This window comes from SAR324 cluster bacterium, from assembly GCA_029245725.1.
Taxonomy (GTDB): Bacteria; SAR324; SAR324; order SAR324; family NAC60-12; genus JCVI-SCAAA005.
This window is the reverse complement of the sequence record JAQWOT010000101.1, coordinates 1-13,678: the sequence shown is the minus strand read 5'-3', so window position 1 is coordinate 13,678 and position 13,678 is coordinate 1. Positions and strand designations below refer to the sequence as shown.

Sequence of the window (13,678 nt, the reverse complement as noted above, 5' to 3'; positions counted from 1 at the left end):
TAGGTTGATAGTTCTTCAACGTTTTCGAGCGATAGTCAGTCCATCTCCAATTGGAACCATACATAGATCAACACGTTGATCACTGGACAAAGCTGCATTGAATATTCGTAGGGCTTCTGTGTCCTTATCATGATTCGAAGCATCAGCTACTTGGCCGCTCCACAAGACGTTGTCTACCAAAATCAACCCACCGGGCCGAACTAATTGCAGACAATATTCATAATACTCTTTGTACGATGTCTTGTCAGCGTCAATAAAGGCTAGGTCAACGCTTTCCTGTCCACCCGCCTGCAAAAAGTTTTTTAAGCTCTCCTTAGCATTACCCAGAACTAGTTTGATCCGCTGATCCACACCGGCTTTCTTCCAAAATATACGTGCTGTTCGAGTATACTCTTCACTAATGTCGAAAGCGATCAACTTACCCTCTTCAGGCATCGCTATAGCCATAACTGTGGAACTGTACCCTGTGAAGGTTCCAATCTCAACAATCTTCCGTGCATTGACCAGCTTGACCAGCATTGACATCAGCTGGCCCTGCTCTGGAGAGATTTGCATTCCTGAATTGGGTAGTTTCTGTGTTTCTTCACGAAGCTCTATTAACACCTCTGGCTCTCTCACAGAATTTTTTCGTAAATATTCCACCAGTTGTCCATTCATCAAGATTGTTTCTGCTGACATACGTAGCTCCAAATTTCATGATTTCATGAAGGAAACACCTCTGAACCCAGGACCAATTTCAAAAAGGTTAGAGCAAGAAAATAACATTATTCTCCATTATTACTACATTTACAGACTAATAGTAATAGTGAGTTTCAATAATTAATATAATAAGATATCACTCTATCTTTTAGTGAATGAATAAATGAAAAATTGGAGACCAAATAATAATTAGGCTTGACAAAGCATTGCAAAATATATGAATGTTCGGCCTCTTTATTCTATTTATTTACTAGTCGGATATTTGACCACAATTTCTATTAGTTTAGCTAAATCAGCAATCTTAGATAGCACTTCTCGATTTAAAATAGCAATATTTGTTATACTTCCTTTAGTTTACTCTGGTTTCGTCGCCACTACCACCTAAATGTTTTTAGTTGTGTGGTCTGAATATACGCTTTCACTTACTCTGTTAACTGACGATAGCATAAAAACCTTACCACTGATTTTAGCTCAGTTTTTTTGGTGATGAAACCATTCAATAGAGACCTTTGATGGCAAATTTATGATCACAATCATTCCAACTTTAAACCCATTTTCACCACCTCAGAAAAAGCTAATTTCTGGTTTATCTTAAGGTGCTGTCAAATAGAAAATTAAATTGAAATAATTTTGGAATACAATGAAAAAGAATATAATTGTAATTATGACCGATGATCAAGGATATGGTGATTTAAGCTGTATGGGCGCAACTGATTTTAAAACTCCAAATCTTGATCGCTTGGCCAATGAAGGGGCTAGATTTAAGTGTTGGTATTCCAACTCTCCAGTTTGTTCTCCCTCAAGAGCTGCTCTCCTGACTGGCCGTTACCCAGCCAATGCTGGTGTTAGAGCAATTTTAGATGGGCACCGAAAAGCCACTGGCTTGCCTAAGGACACTCTGACTTTACCCAAAATACTAAAAGACCGACTGGGCTATCATACTGCTATGAGTGGTAAATGGCATCTAGGACTGGCTGAGGGATGTCGTCCTCAAGATCATGGATTTGAACAGTGGTTTGGTTTTCTTGCGGGATGTGTGGATTTTTTCAGTCATATCTTTTACTGGGGAATGAACCGAGAAGGTCCTGGTATCAATCCAACTCATGACTTATGGGTCAATAATAAAGAAGTTTGGAAAAATGGAGAGTATCTTACTGACATTATTACAGAATACTCCATTCAAGCAATACGTGAGGCAAAGAAAACTTCAAAGCCTTTTTTTTTATACATCCCATACAACGCACCACACTATCCAATGCATGCTCCTCAAAAATATATGGACCGGTTTGCAGACTTACCGTGGGATAGGCAAGTAATGGCTGCTATGGTGAGTGCTGTAGATGACGGTATTGGCGAAATTTTTAATGAATTGGCCCGACTTGATTTTAATGAGGATACAATAACTTTTTTTACCTCAGATAATGGTCCATCAAGAGAAAGTCGAAATTGGTTAGATGGGACCCTAGATCCCTATTATGGTGGTTCGTCTGGAGGATTTAAGGGGCACAAGTTTAGTTTATTTGAAGGAGGGGTACGTGTTCCTGGAATTGTACATTATCCTGGTGTAGTACCTGCCGGCAAAGTTGTTGAAGAGCCTTTTTGTTCTTTTGATATGTTACCCACTATTTGTGAATGGCTGAACTTGGATATATCTGGTGTAGAGCTAGACGGAATTTCTCAGGCTGGTTTCCTTGAAGGCAAGCAACCGGGGTTAGAAAGAGACCTTTTCTGGGAGATGAATGACCAAACGAGTATTCGAAGAGGGGACTGGAAACTTGTTTTGAATGGCCAAATTGTCGAAGGTCAGCCTGACGAAGACCGTATTTTTCTTGCTAATCTATCTGAAGATCCTGCAGAATCTAAAAACCTGAGTGAATCAGAACCATCTCTGACTACAGAACTAAAGTATGCTGCTGAAACTTGGAGAACTGAACTAGAGGCAAATTGGGAAAATAATTTTAAGTATTTAAATCAAGGTACTACATGAATTATCTACTGTGATCTTATGGTTTCCGTATTGGTAATTTTGTAGTTTTTTTAAATTGATCTTATTTTCACATCTTTAATGTAAGAGTTGTGATCCGATTTTTTAAACTTTGTGTTTTACTCCTACCAATATTGGTGTTTGAACACGCTCTGAAAACTCATTACTTTTATTGTCTTATCTGTAATCACTGACCCAATCACGGGTACGATATTGACTTTGAATATGCCAATCTAATAAAGCTTCTTGTAGTAATCTTTTTTCACTATCATAGCTACTGTCTTTCCAGAGATTTTTAGCTTCTAAGGGATCTTTTTCTAAATCAAACAGTTGGCCAAATTTTTCCCCAGCATAATGAATCATCTTCCATTTTGCAGAACGGATCATAGTTACCATTTGAGCATCCGTTAGATTACCATCACCACCCTGCTCTGCAAAAACATACTCTCTGCCTAATTGTGACTCGCCAAGCAAGCCATCCATCACTGACTCACTTTCGAATGATGCCGGGATTTGAATCTTGGCCATTTCAAGTAGCGTCTGTGAAATATCAAACTGTTGGCACAAGCTATTGACCTCCTGACCCGCTTTGATCGTTCCAGGCTTCCAAATAATTGCAGGAACTTGCACTACCTGATCATAACCTGACCATTTCTGGCTTAGGCCATGGTCACCAAGGCAGTCGCCATGATCAGAGGTAAACACAATAACTGCATCATCCAAGTAACCCTGTTCTTCAAGTGCTTTAAGAATTTCACCAATCTTTTGGTCGATCATCGTGATATTCGCCAAATAGTACGCTCTTTGTCTGAACCTTTGTTGTTTGGTTGGGAATAACTGATCGAGAATTGAATCATGATCTACTTCTGTACAGTGTTTCCTGTAGGCTTTGAGGGGCGGTGGAAGAGACTCTAGTTCAGTGGTACTGACATCAATGATTGGAAGATCTTTGCTCAAATAACGGGAGGAAAAAGATGGTAGAGGATCGTAAGGTGGATGAGGACCTGGGAAGCCAATCTGGAGAAACAGCGGCTGTGAAAATGGGTGATTTTTTATCCACCAGACCGCCATGTCACCAACAAACATATCTGCGTGCATTTTCTCAGGCAACTCCCAATCAAAAGCACCCAAAGAGGTTCCGTAATCTTCTCTAGTTCTATAGCTTGAACGCTGTTGCTTCACTAGACCGTGTGAAGCAAGCGCTTTATCCCATTCATCAAAATAGTATCTACCTTCAAGAAATCGATCCTTATTTTCTACATTATAGCGCTCCTTAAACCCACAGGTAGTGTTGAACGGCCAAGTGTGCATCTTACCAATATTGACGGTGTGGTATCCTTTCTTTAAAAGAAGTTCGATCCAGGAGTGCTTCCAGCTACACGCATTTCTAATAATTCCGGTCGTATGCGGATAATAACAATTAAAAATTGAAGCTCTTGAAGGAGCACAAGATAGACCTGCTGCAAAACAATTGCTAAACGTGCAACCTTCTTTAACCAATCTATCAATATTAGGCGTCTCCATAAAAGGATAACCTAATGCACCAATTGTGTCGTATCTTTGTTGATCGGTGATTATGTAAATTATATTCATAATTTATTGCATCATGATTGTAATTAGTGCTGACTGATCAAGTAATAGTACCTAGTATGTAAGACAATTTATCTCTGAAAAAAACTATGTAAAATTTATCTAGAAAGAAATTATGGCAGAGATTTAACAAAACAAGTTCCACCAGGTATCCACCAACTACACACTTTTCGTACTGCAGGATGATCGTCACCTCGGTGTGCTTGCTGAAGCGCCTGTAATACCTCAGTACTACGATGAACACTTGGGCCTAGCATTCCCGCAGCCATTTGTCGCACTTTATGTTCGGGATCATAGAGAAGAAGGCGGATTGCTGGATCAAGGATCAGGTTCTCGGCAGGTCTACACACTCTTTTTTTGCAGCGATCACAGGCCAGCGCATGTAGTGCCCACATACGCACATCCGGGTGAGGGTAGTTCAGGTTTTTGATCAAACCAGGTAAGCAAGAATCATCATAGACATGGTCCAGTACTATACAACAACCGACTCGGACTAGATGTTCTGGATGCTGTAGGCCATATCTGAGAGAAGACACAGCAAGAGATCCAAGTTGCTTCAGCTTACGAATAGCATAAGCTGATTGATGTGGCACAGTTAGCCATTCCACAAGTTGTGTTTGATCTGCTGGAATCAACTCCAGAATGTCTGATCTATATCGATTCATCTGGATGGAAAAATGTTATTGAAACTGCATCAAAGATTTTTTGGGGAAGTTATCCTTATTCGGCAAGATGTTAGCTACTTCTGGTTCGCCTTCAACATCTCAAGCATGTGTAGGGTGTTGTCGAGTTGGCTCGTTCTCAACTCTGGTCAACCAGTAGTCAATATCAATTTCAGGATTGTCCATTAATAAACGCCAGAACTGAATTCGGTTCATGTATTCAAGCCGACCACTGTTATCAAACCAGGGTTCTGGTGTCATCAATTGCTCAGGAACGTCATCAGCAACGCGATTATCTTGAGCATGGAAAATCGGTCGTTGCCAGTCCTTGATACGGGACTCATTAAGGTCACTGGTATCCCATTGGAGAGACTGTGATCCAGACGGCTGCATCCGTACCTTGTACATGATCCGGTGGGCGTCCCCTATATTTTTTCCCCCACCATGCCAGAGACCATGATGAAAGAAAATGACCGTCCCCGCTGGGCACACCACTCTCATCTGACCACGAATGTTCTGGTAACGGGCAATCGCTGATTCATGAACACTGCGCAGGTGAGTTCCAGGAATGTATCGGGTACCACCCATGTCCGCTGTCACCTCATGTGGAAAATAAAACATCTGCACATCAAAGTTCAGTTGTCGAGCATCAATGGTTGAATCCTGGTGGTTCGTCTGTGCTGAACCACTCTTAGGGAAGGTGATGTGGACGTGGTGATGATCAAAGATTGGATCTTCACCCATCAAACTTTTGATTGTTCCAGCTACTGTTGGTTCATGAAGCACCAAACTCAGCGGGTGGTCTGTAGGAAAAGTCTGGTATAGCAGTTCTCCTGGCTTGCAGTTTGGGATTACCGAATTCGCATAGCGATCATTGGCACCAATGCCTTCACCAAATAGTCCCAAGAATTTTTGATTGATCTCCTCGCCAATCAGCCCATCAAAACGTAGACAACCTTTGGCCGCAAAAGTCGCCATCTGGGAGGTGGACAATAATTTCATGTTAGATCTCGGTTTCTTCTATGCGTTTCTCAAAGATGAATTCATTGTAAAAAAAGTTGGTTTTATACTCTGAGCCTTTGGGGGGAGTAAAGGCTGGAGATACTTGAATCAGGCACCATCCATCCAATAGTGCATCAAGACCGCGCTCGTAGGGAGGCTCATCCGAGTCACCCGAAAAAGATTTGGCTTTTCCTGTTCCATCCCAAAAACTCCATGAAATCACTCGGGATTCCAAGGAGGAGTTGACCAAGCACAGGATAAGGATTTGTTGTCTCATGTGAATTAAGCCGAAGTGTAATACTCAAAACCACGGAGTTGAAGTTCATTATTGAAGTGACACGATACTAGTTGATTGACTGAAACTTTATTTTCAGGGGGTATTTGAGATCTACAAACATCTTTTGCATAAATACATCGAGGATGAAAAGTACAACCATTCGGAATATTCCCTGTACTTTCAATCTCACCTTTCAAAATAATTTTTTCTGTGTTTTTAGCTAAGAATCCTTTGGGTACTGCAGATAATAAAGCTTCTGTGTAAGGATGTTGTGGATTATTGAATACATTTTTACTTGTACCAGCTTCAACAATCTTTCCGAGATACATTACAGCAACAGAATCTGACAGGTGCTCAACAACACTTAGATCGTGAGAAATGAACAATAGAGTTAGATTAAACTTTTCTTGTAAATCTTTTAGCAAATTTATGATTTGAGCTTGAACAGAGACATCTAGTGCACTAACAGCTTCATCACAGATAATGATTTTAGCATCATTGGCCAAAGCTCTTGCAATCCCAATTCTTTGACGTTGCCCTCCAGAAAAAGCATGTGGATAACGATATAGTTGATTTGGGTTCAAACCGACTATATCCATCAAGTATTTCACCTTTTCTTCAAGCTGCTTTTTACTAATGTTTGAATTGGCTTTAATCGGCTCAGAAATAATATCTCTGATTGTCATTCTTGGATCTAACGATGAATTTGGATCTTGAAAAATCATCTGAAGATTTTTCCGAAAGATTCGAAATTCACTCTTTCTCATTTCTCGAATAGAATACTCTTTGTCGAGATAAACTTTGATTTCTCCAGCAGAGGGCTCTATTGCCCGAATGATACATTTTCCAAAAGTTGATTTACCACAGCCACTTTCTCCAACAAGTCCAAGTGTTTTGCCGGAGTAGAGATCCAAGTCAATTCCATCTACAGCTTTGATATATTCGTTGTTTGATTTAAAAAAACTACTACCAATAGAATAGTGTTTCTTTAAATTACGCACAGACATCAATACTTTTTCTGGTTCAGCCATATAGACTTTACTAACTATTTTTATGGTCATAAAGAAAGCAACTTACTTTATGACCATCAGAAATTTTATTTAATTCAGGAATTGCTTTATTGCAGAGGCCTTCAATTCTCTTTGGACACCTGGAGAAAAAACCACATTCATGCTTTAGATTAAGGGGGATTGGCACATTACCTTCTATCGTTGAGAGTCGCTGTTCTTTGGGTAGACCAATCTTGGGAATACTTTCGATAAGTAAGCAGGTATATGGGTGCTTAGGTTCTGAGAATAATTTCTCCTTTGAGGTAATCTCAATGACTCTACCAAGATACATTACAGCAATATTATCCGCTATATCAGCGACTACTCCCAGGTCATGAGAAATATAAAGCATACTCATTTGCTGGGAAGATTTGGATTCTGATAGGAGCTGTAAAATTTGAGCCTGAACTGTCACATCTAAGGCTGTTGTAGGCTCATCAGCAATAAGTAGGCGAGGACTACAACTGAGAGCCATAGCAATCATCACTCTTTGTCGCATTCCTCCTGACAAGTGGTGAGGATAAGAATCAAACCTCTTTTTTGCCAAAGGAATACCAACTTTCGTAAGCATCTCAATTGCTAGTTCCTTGGAAGCTTTCTTATCGAAATCCGTATGTAAGAGTATGCTCTCCTGAATTTGGCTTCCAATTGTGTGCACGGGGCTTAGAGAAGTCATTGGCTCCTGGAAAATCATTGAGATTTCCTTACCTCGGACATCTCTCAATCTTTTATCATTCAGACTCAATGATGCCAGATCGGTAACTTGGCCATCTTTACCATGGTATAAAATTGATCCTGACTTGATTTGACCAGGTTTAGGAATGATCCTTAAAGTACTTTGAGCTGTTACGCTTTTTCCGCAACCACTCTCACCAATGATGCCAAGTGTCTGTTCTTTATCAATTGAAAGAGAAACATCATTGACAGCACTCAGAGTGCCTTCATCAAGATTGAATTCAACACGAAGATTCTGGATGGACAGGAGAGGCGCAGTACTCACAACGGAGATTCCAATTTGAGTGGAATTGCCTCCCCAATCGGAGGTGGTAAGACGGACCAGTGCTTTTCAGGGTTTTTACCCAAGCACTGAAAGGCTTGACGATTCTTTCCAAAGCTCGAATCAATACATTGAACATCTGATGGCATATAACGTAGGGTCAGTCCCTTTCTGTCAGTTTTTGAAAGATTCGGCTCTGAGCCATGCAGAAGAAGGTCAGAGTGAATAGATATCTGACCAGCCTTCAACACCACATTCACAGCACTGTCACCCCATCCTTGAGGATCGGTAACTGTTTGATTCAAAACATTATGTTCTTGTAAATCACTCGTTTGGAATGGGATCTGTCCGTAGCAGTGTGATCCAGGGATAAATTTCATTGCACCATTCTGTTCGCTAACATCATCCAAGGCCAACCATACGGTCACCGTCTTTGTTGGTGTCAGTGGCCAATAAGAAGCATCCTGGTGCCAGCTTACCCTTCTCTCATCCTGAGATCTTTTGTAGAAAAGATGAGTCATAATATTCAATACGTTTGGCCCCAGTAGATCAGAAACACAATCTAAGATTACTGAATCCATCATTATGTTGTAAATCCCCCGACAGTGGTAGTGCCAACCATTAATGGAATAATCTTCATATCCAACTTTTTTAGCACTATCTAAAAGTGAGTTAAAGTAAGTCGAGATCTTCTGAATTTGAACAGAGTTGAACACTGTAATTGGAAAGATAAAACCACTTTTATTAAATGATTCTATCTGTTCAGTGGTCAATCTTTTCTTATTCGCATTCTCTACAGGGAAAAAATTTAATTCTTTCTGAATAGCCATTCTGTAGTTTTACCTAAGAATATGGATCTGCAGCATCTCTTAAACCATCACCAATAAAATTGAACATTAAAACAGCAAACACAACAAAAGCTCCGGGCATCAACTGCCAAGGTCTTTCAGCAACAGTCACGAGATCTTGAGCATCTTTGAGCAAAGATCCCCAACTTACAGCCGGAGGCTGAATTCCTAACCCTAAAAAACTCAATGCTGTTTCACCCAAAATTGTTGCAGGAATAGCCAGCGTTAAATGAACAATCAGATAACTGAAAAAATTGGGAAGCAGGTGAGTAATAATAATTTTGGACTCTTTTACTCCAGCAATCTGCGCTGCAAGTATATAGTCCTCCTCCCTTAGAGCGAGTAGTTTGCCACGTACCACTCTTGCCAATCCAGCCCAACCTACAATTGCTAAGACAATTGTGATTGCGAAATAAGTCTGTAGTACGGTCCAGTCTCTTGGTATTGCTGCAGCAAGTGCCATCCAAAGAGGAATTGTTGGTATTGATAGTAATACATCAATCATCCTTTGGATTACGTTGTCAATAAATCCACCAAAATAACCAGATATACCACCAAACAAACATCCCAAAACAAAACTGAAAAACACTCCACCAAGCCCTATAAATAGTGAGATTCTCATCCCAATCATAGTTCTTGTGTATAGATCTCTCCCCAGTCTATCTCCTCCAAATAAAAAGAAAGGTTTTTCAGAATAATAAAATTTTAAATTCGCAGGAATTATTCCTAATAGTTTGTAGCTTTTGCCCGCAGTAAAGAACTCAATTTTTACTGGTTTTTTCTTATCTTCAACAAATTCAACTTCAAATGTTTCTCGATTTATTTTCTTTTTAAATTCATAAAAATGAAAACCAATATATTCATTTTTTTCATCAAACAAATAGACTGTGGAAGGTCTTGCATTCTCAAAACCAGGAAATCTTTTTTCTATGTCATAAGGAGTAAAAAATTCTGCGAAAAAGCTTACGCCATAAAGAATTATTAATAGTATTAAACTTAATACAGCAATTTTGTGTTTTTTAAAACGCAGCCAAATAAGACGACTTTGGGTTGCGTTCAGAATTAATTCGTAATTGCGTGATGATTTTTGCACTTCTTTTTATTTAATATCTTATTCTAGGGTCTAACCAGGCTAACAAAATATCTGAAATTAAAGTCCCAATTACAGTTAAAAAACTTAGAATAAGCACAATGCTTCCAATCAAATACATATCTTGTGTAAGAGTAGCTCTCATCAACACAGGTCCAATTGTTTGCAAATTCAAAACAATACCTACAATAACTTCTCCAGAGAAGGTTGCTGGTAATAGCCACCCAATCGTACTGAAGACAGGATTCAACGCGATTCTTATTGGATATTTCATTAATAGCTTAATCTCACTGACACCTTTTGCTCTCGCGGTAATTACATATTGCTTTCTCAATTCATCAAGCAAGGTGGCTCTCAATACCCGGATCATCCCTGCAGTTCCTGCAATACCTACAATAACAACTGGGAGCCAAATATGCTTCAATAGATCTATAAACTTAGCAAAACTCCAACCCTGATCCATATATTCTTTTGAAAACAATCCAGTGATTGCAAGACCTGTTTTTTCATAAACAAACCACGCAAGCATCAATGCCAGCAAAAAGTTAGGAACTGCTAAACCAACAAAACCAACAAATGTAAATAGGTAATCAAATAAGGAATACTGGCGAGTGGCAGAAATAACAGCGATTGGAATCGATATAATCCAGACTAAAAAAATACTGGCAATTGAAATGATTAATGTAATTAAAATTCTCTCTTTCAGAATATTATTTACTGGCTGATTCCATCCAAAAGAGTAGCCAAAATCACCTCTTAATATGATATTTGATATCCAGCGATAATATTGATACCAATATGGCTGATCTAGTCCATATTGCCTTTCTAGACTTTGTTTTACATCTGGTGATAATTCAACCCCTGATTGCTTAAGCTTAAAAATATAGATATCTAGGAAATCTCCTGGTGGTAGTTGTATAACTAAAAAAATCAAAACAGAAATAAAGAACAAGAGAGGAACAAGTATTAAAACTCTCTTAAAGATGTAGTAGAGCACTTTATGAAACTTTCATCTTTTTCGGATTTTTTATCATTATTTCTTTGATTTAGTCTTTTGAAGACAGCAATCACAATTCTGCGATTGCTGTCAACTCAAATGCTATTTGAAGAAAATTTGCTCAGCCGCAAAAAATGTTGCAGAGGAAAACCCACTTTCTGCAATATTTCCAGCATTTGGTGGGATAATAACTGGTCCAACAACATCTCTGGCAACCGGGAACAGTGGAATATACTCTTTCATCCATGCCGTAAAGACAGCTTCTGCATCCTTCGCCCTTTCTGTTCCTGGCCACACTTTTCGTATCTCTTCATCAATCTGATAGAGGTTTTTGATCCACAGCGGAGGTTCCTCTCCCGACTGACCTCCTGAGGTGTACCATTCGTGCCACTTTGAGCCCCAATTGATCCTCTGGTCTGGCATATAGTCAAACACTAGATATGGCCAATTCACATCATCCATCCAGCTCATTGCTGCGTATAGTTCATTTGAGTTTCTCCTTGACTGGAACAAGTCATCACTAATTGCTTTCAGAGTTGTCTTCAGTCCAATCTCTTGCAAATCTGATCTAATCAGTTCTGCCATCCGAATCCAATCCCCAGCAGTATTCGGTATCTCAAAGATTATCTCAAACGTGTTTCCATCTGGCCCTATACGAAATCCCTCAGCATCTTTCTTGTCCATCCCAATCGAATCGAGAATAGAGGACGCTTTTGCTGGATTGAATTCCAAAGGGAACCACTCTGATCTTTTTCCCATTCCTAAAAATTGGGAATCGATAATCGCTTGGTTGTTTATCGCCATGTTTACTGCCAGCCTGAATTCCTTCTGATAGACAACTTTTTGCCAGTTTTTATCTGGATTATTGTAGTTGAACATCATTGCTACTGGAGCGTTATGGTAGACGAGGTTGGTGTATACTCGATAGTTTCCATTCTTCTCATTCTTCTTGAGCAATGGGACCTTGTCGTGCTCAATCAGATCGCGATGGAAGTTCACTTCACCCCCAATCACTTTTAGAGGGATGTTCTCCGCATCCGCCACCTGAACAGAGACATATCGATCCACATAGGGTAGTTGATTCCCTGCTGTATCTACTTTGAAATAGTATGGGTTTCTCTCCATGACTATTAATTCTGGTGAGGACTCAACACGAATCCATGGCCCTAGGTTCGGATACCCAGCTGTTACTTTTCTTGGTATTTCGTACCATTCAACGTGAATATCCTTGAACAACCTTACCCATTCATCATCATTGTATCCCTTCTCCTTAAGCAGCCTTTGAATCTCAGCTTTGCTCGCATGATCAGGATGATACTTTTTCAGTACATGGCTTGGTTGCATCCAATCGTTATACTGAGCACCCCAGACTTGACTCGCGCCAAAATGCTTCATCAATCTGCCACATCCCTTTTCATAAGTGATGCGGAAAGCAAGATCATCAATGATGTCTAATTCGGCAAGTTTACCATCTGGCTTACAACCACTCCTGAAACGATAGTGGGGCGTAGGGGTAATCTCTTTATTCTTGATTACCTCTTCGTAGGTGAACCTAACATCCTCTGTACTGACTGGAACTCCATCTGACCACCTCAATCCTTTCCTCAACTTGAAGTAAAAGACGCTGTAGTCATCATTGATATCAAACTCTTCTGCAATATTTGCCTCAATTGGCCCAGCTTTGTGAGCTGGAGTTGACAAAAACCCCTCGTTTACCGCATCTCTAAGGTTCCAGTCATAGTCACTGAGATGAGAAATTGACCTGAACTCACCACCGTATTTCCCAACTTCCCAGTTTGGCAAGTCATCAAGTGCCACTTCCCTTCCAGGACCAACGACTACTGGATTGTCTGGCAATCTCTCTTCGACGGCAGGCAGTTTACCTGACTTAACCAGCTGTGCTAATTCTGGCGCTTCCTGGTATTTTGCCGCATACACAACTCCTGTAATCAGCATTTGAGCTGATGCTAGCATCACCAATTCTTTGAACTTCATATGTCCTCCAGAGGAAAATTTTGTTCTGAATGATCTTTCACTACAATTTCATCATTTCATAGGCAAACTCCATTTTCTGATTGTCTTCACCCCACTTTTCACACAGTTCTCTTTACATGTTCTAATATATTAGAATCTAAACAACTGATTATTTTATATAAATACAGAAATTTTTTCTGATTTTGATGAACACTAAAATTTGATGATTTTTTTGTCAAGTAAATTGTTTTTTCAACGAAACTCAATTGTGGCACCTTTCACCGACATTTCTTGACCTGACTCAATCATTCTGATCCGCTTTCTTTTTCTCAAAATTTGTCTAAGGATGCGTATCAGTAATTTGTAAAGTTGCTCTCTGAGAAGCAAAGTGCCATAAACCTCTGAACCATTGCAGTTTCTAGGGAAGTCTGCTAGAGCACGATTCTTTTACTATTATCAACTTCCTGCATGTCTACCAAAACCATCATCAAGGTCTGTGGCCTGACCCA

General features: G+C 39.7%; 12 protein-coding genes. 1 reads left to right on the top strand and 11 read right to left on the bottom strand.

Going from position 1 to position 13,678, the window contains the following annotated elements:
• Positions 1–15: 15 nt before the first annotated feature.
• Positions 16–678 (bottom strand): class I SAM-dependent methyltransferase, encoded by a 663-nt coding sequence (locus P8O70_04635; GenBank protein MDG2196167.1) that lies wholly within the window; start codon positions 676–678, stop codon positions 16–18.
• A gap of 661 nt (positions 679–1,339) precedes the next feature.
• On the opposite strand from P8O70_04635, the gene P8O70_04630 reads away from it, so the two are divergent.
• Complete coding sequence (locus P8O70_04630; GenBank protein MDG2196166.1) at positions 1,340–2,686, top strand: sulfatase-like hydrolase/transferase; 1,347 nt, start codon at positions 1,340–1,342, stop codon at positions 2,684–2,686.
• A gap of 174 nt (positions 2,687–2,860) precedes the next feature.
• Here P8O70_04630 and P8O70_04625 read toward each other — a convergent pair whose 3' ends face one another.
• The 10 genes from P8O70_04625 to P8O70_04580 form a co-directional block, all read right to left on the bottom strand.
• Complete coding sequence (locus tag P8O70_04625) at positions 2,861–4,276, bottom strand: sulfatase-like hydrolase/transferase (GenBank protein ID MDG2196165.1); 1,416 nt, start codon at positions 4,274–4,276, stop codon at positions 2,861–2,863.
• Positions 4,277–4,386: 110 nt separating this feature from the next.
• Positions 4,387–4,938, bottom strand: a complete 552-nt coding sequence (locus P8O70_04620; GenBank protein ID MDG2196164.1) for a hypothetical protein — start codon at positions 4,936–4,938, stop codon at positions 4,387–4,389.
• A 99-nt stretch (positions 4,939–5,037) separates the two neighbouring features.
• Positions 5,038–5,937 (bottom strand): phytanoyl-CoA dioxygenase family protein, encoded by a 900-nt coding sequence (locus P8O70_04615; GenBank protein ID MDG2196163.1) that lies wholly within the window; start codon positions 5,935–5,937, stop codon positions 5,038–5,040.
• 1 nt (position 5,938) lies between these two features.
• Positions 5,939–6,214 carry a hypothetical protein gene (locus tag P8O70_04610; protein ID MDG2196162.1) on the bottom strand — a complete coding sequence of 92 codons (276 nt, stop codon included), beginning with the start codon at positions 6,212–6,214 and terminating at the stop codon, positions 5,939–5,941.
• 5 nt (positions 6,215–6,219) lie between these two features.
• Positions 6,220–7,245: an ATP-binding cassette domain-containing protein gene (locus tag P8O70_04605; protein ID MDG2196161.1), complete on the bottom strand. Its 1,026-nt coding sequence runs from the start codon at positions 7,243–7,245 to the stop codon at positions 6,220–6,222.
• A 10-nt stretch (positions 7,246–7,255) separates the two neighbouring features.
• Entirely contained in the window at positions 7,256–8,263 is a 1,008-nt protein-coding gene (locus P8O70_04600; protein MDG2196160.1) for an ABC transporter ATP-binding protein, read from the bottom strand.
• Positions 8,260–8,844 carry a phytanoyl-CoA dioxygenase family protein gene (locus tag P8O70_04595; protein ID MDG2196159.1) on the bottom strand — a complete coding sequence of 195 codons (585 nt, stop codon included), beginning with the start codon at positions 8,842–8,844 and terminating at the stop codon, positions 8,260–8,262. The genes P8O70_04600 and P8O70_04595 overlap by 4 nt, the downstream gene beginning before the upstream one ends.
• Positions 8,845–9,103: 259 nt before the next feature.
• A complete protein-coding gene (locus P8O70_04590; GenBank protein ID MDG2196158.1) occupies positions 9,104–10,201 on the bottom strand; it encodes an ABC transporter permease in 1,098 nt (365 codons plus the stop codon).
• A 10-nt stretch (positions 10,202–10,211) separates the two neighbouring features.
• Positions 10,212–11,195: an ABC transporter permease gene (locus tag P8O70_04585; protein ID MDG2196157.1), complete on the bottom strand. Its 984-nt coding sequence runs from the start codon at positions 11,193–11,195 to the stop codon at positions 10,212–10,214.
• Positions 11,196–11,297: 102 nt separating this feature from the next.
• The gene (locus P8O70_04580; protein MDG2196156.1) at positions 11,298–13,190 is read right to left on the bottom strand and encodes an ABC transporter substrate-binding protein; all 1,893 of its coding nucleotides are present in this window, start codon (positions 13,188–13,190) and stop codon (positions 11,298–11,300) included.
• Between the last annotated feature and the right edge of the window lie 488 nt (positions 13,191–13,678).

Excerpts from the sequence above, each read along its gene's own strand:
- P8O70_04580 (MDG2196156.1), bottom strand. The coding sequence starts at position 13,190 with ATGAAGTTCAAAGAATTGGTGATGCTAGCATCAGCTCAAATGCTGATT.
- P8O70_04595 (MDG2196159.1), bottom strand. The coding sequence starts at position 8,844 with ATGATGGATTCAGTAATCTTAGATTGTGTTTCTGATCTACTGGGGCCA.
- P8O70_04635 (MDG2196167.1), bottom strand. The coding sequence starts at position 678 with ATGTCAGCAGAAACAATCTTGATGAATGGACAACTGGTGGAATATTTA.
- P8O70_04620 (MDG2196164.1), bottom strand. The coding sequence starts at position 4,938 with ATGAATCGATATAGATCAGACATTCTGGAGTTGATTCCAGCAGATCAA.
- P8O70_04625 (MDG2196165.1), bottom strand. The coding sequence starts at position 4,276 with ATGAATATAATTTACATAATCACCGATCAACAAAGATACGACACAATT.
- P8O70_04605 (MDG2196161.1), bottom strand. The coding sequence starts at position 7,245 with ATGGCTGAACCAGAAAAAGTATTGATGTCTGTGCGTAATTTAAAGAAA.
- P8O70_04630 (MDG2196166.1), top strand. The coding sequence starts at position 1,340 with ATGAAAAAGAATATAATTGTAATTATGACCGATGATCAAGGATATGGT.
- P8O70_04610 (MDG2196162.1), bottom strand. The coding sequence starts at position 6,214 with ATGAGACAACAAATCCTTATCCTGTGCTTGGTCAACTCCTCCTTGGAA.
- P8O70_04615 (MDG2196163.1), bottom strand. The coding sequence starts at position 5,937 with ATGAAATTATTGTCCACCTCCCAGATGGCGACTTTTGCGGCCAAAGGT.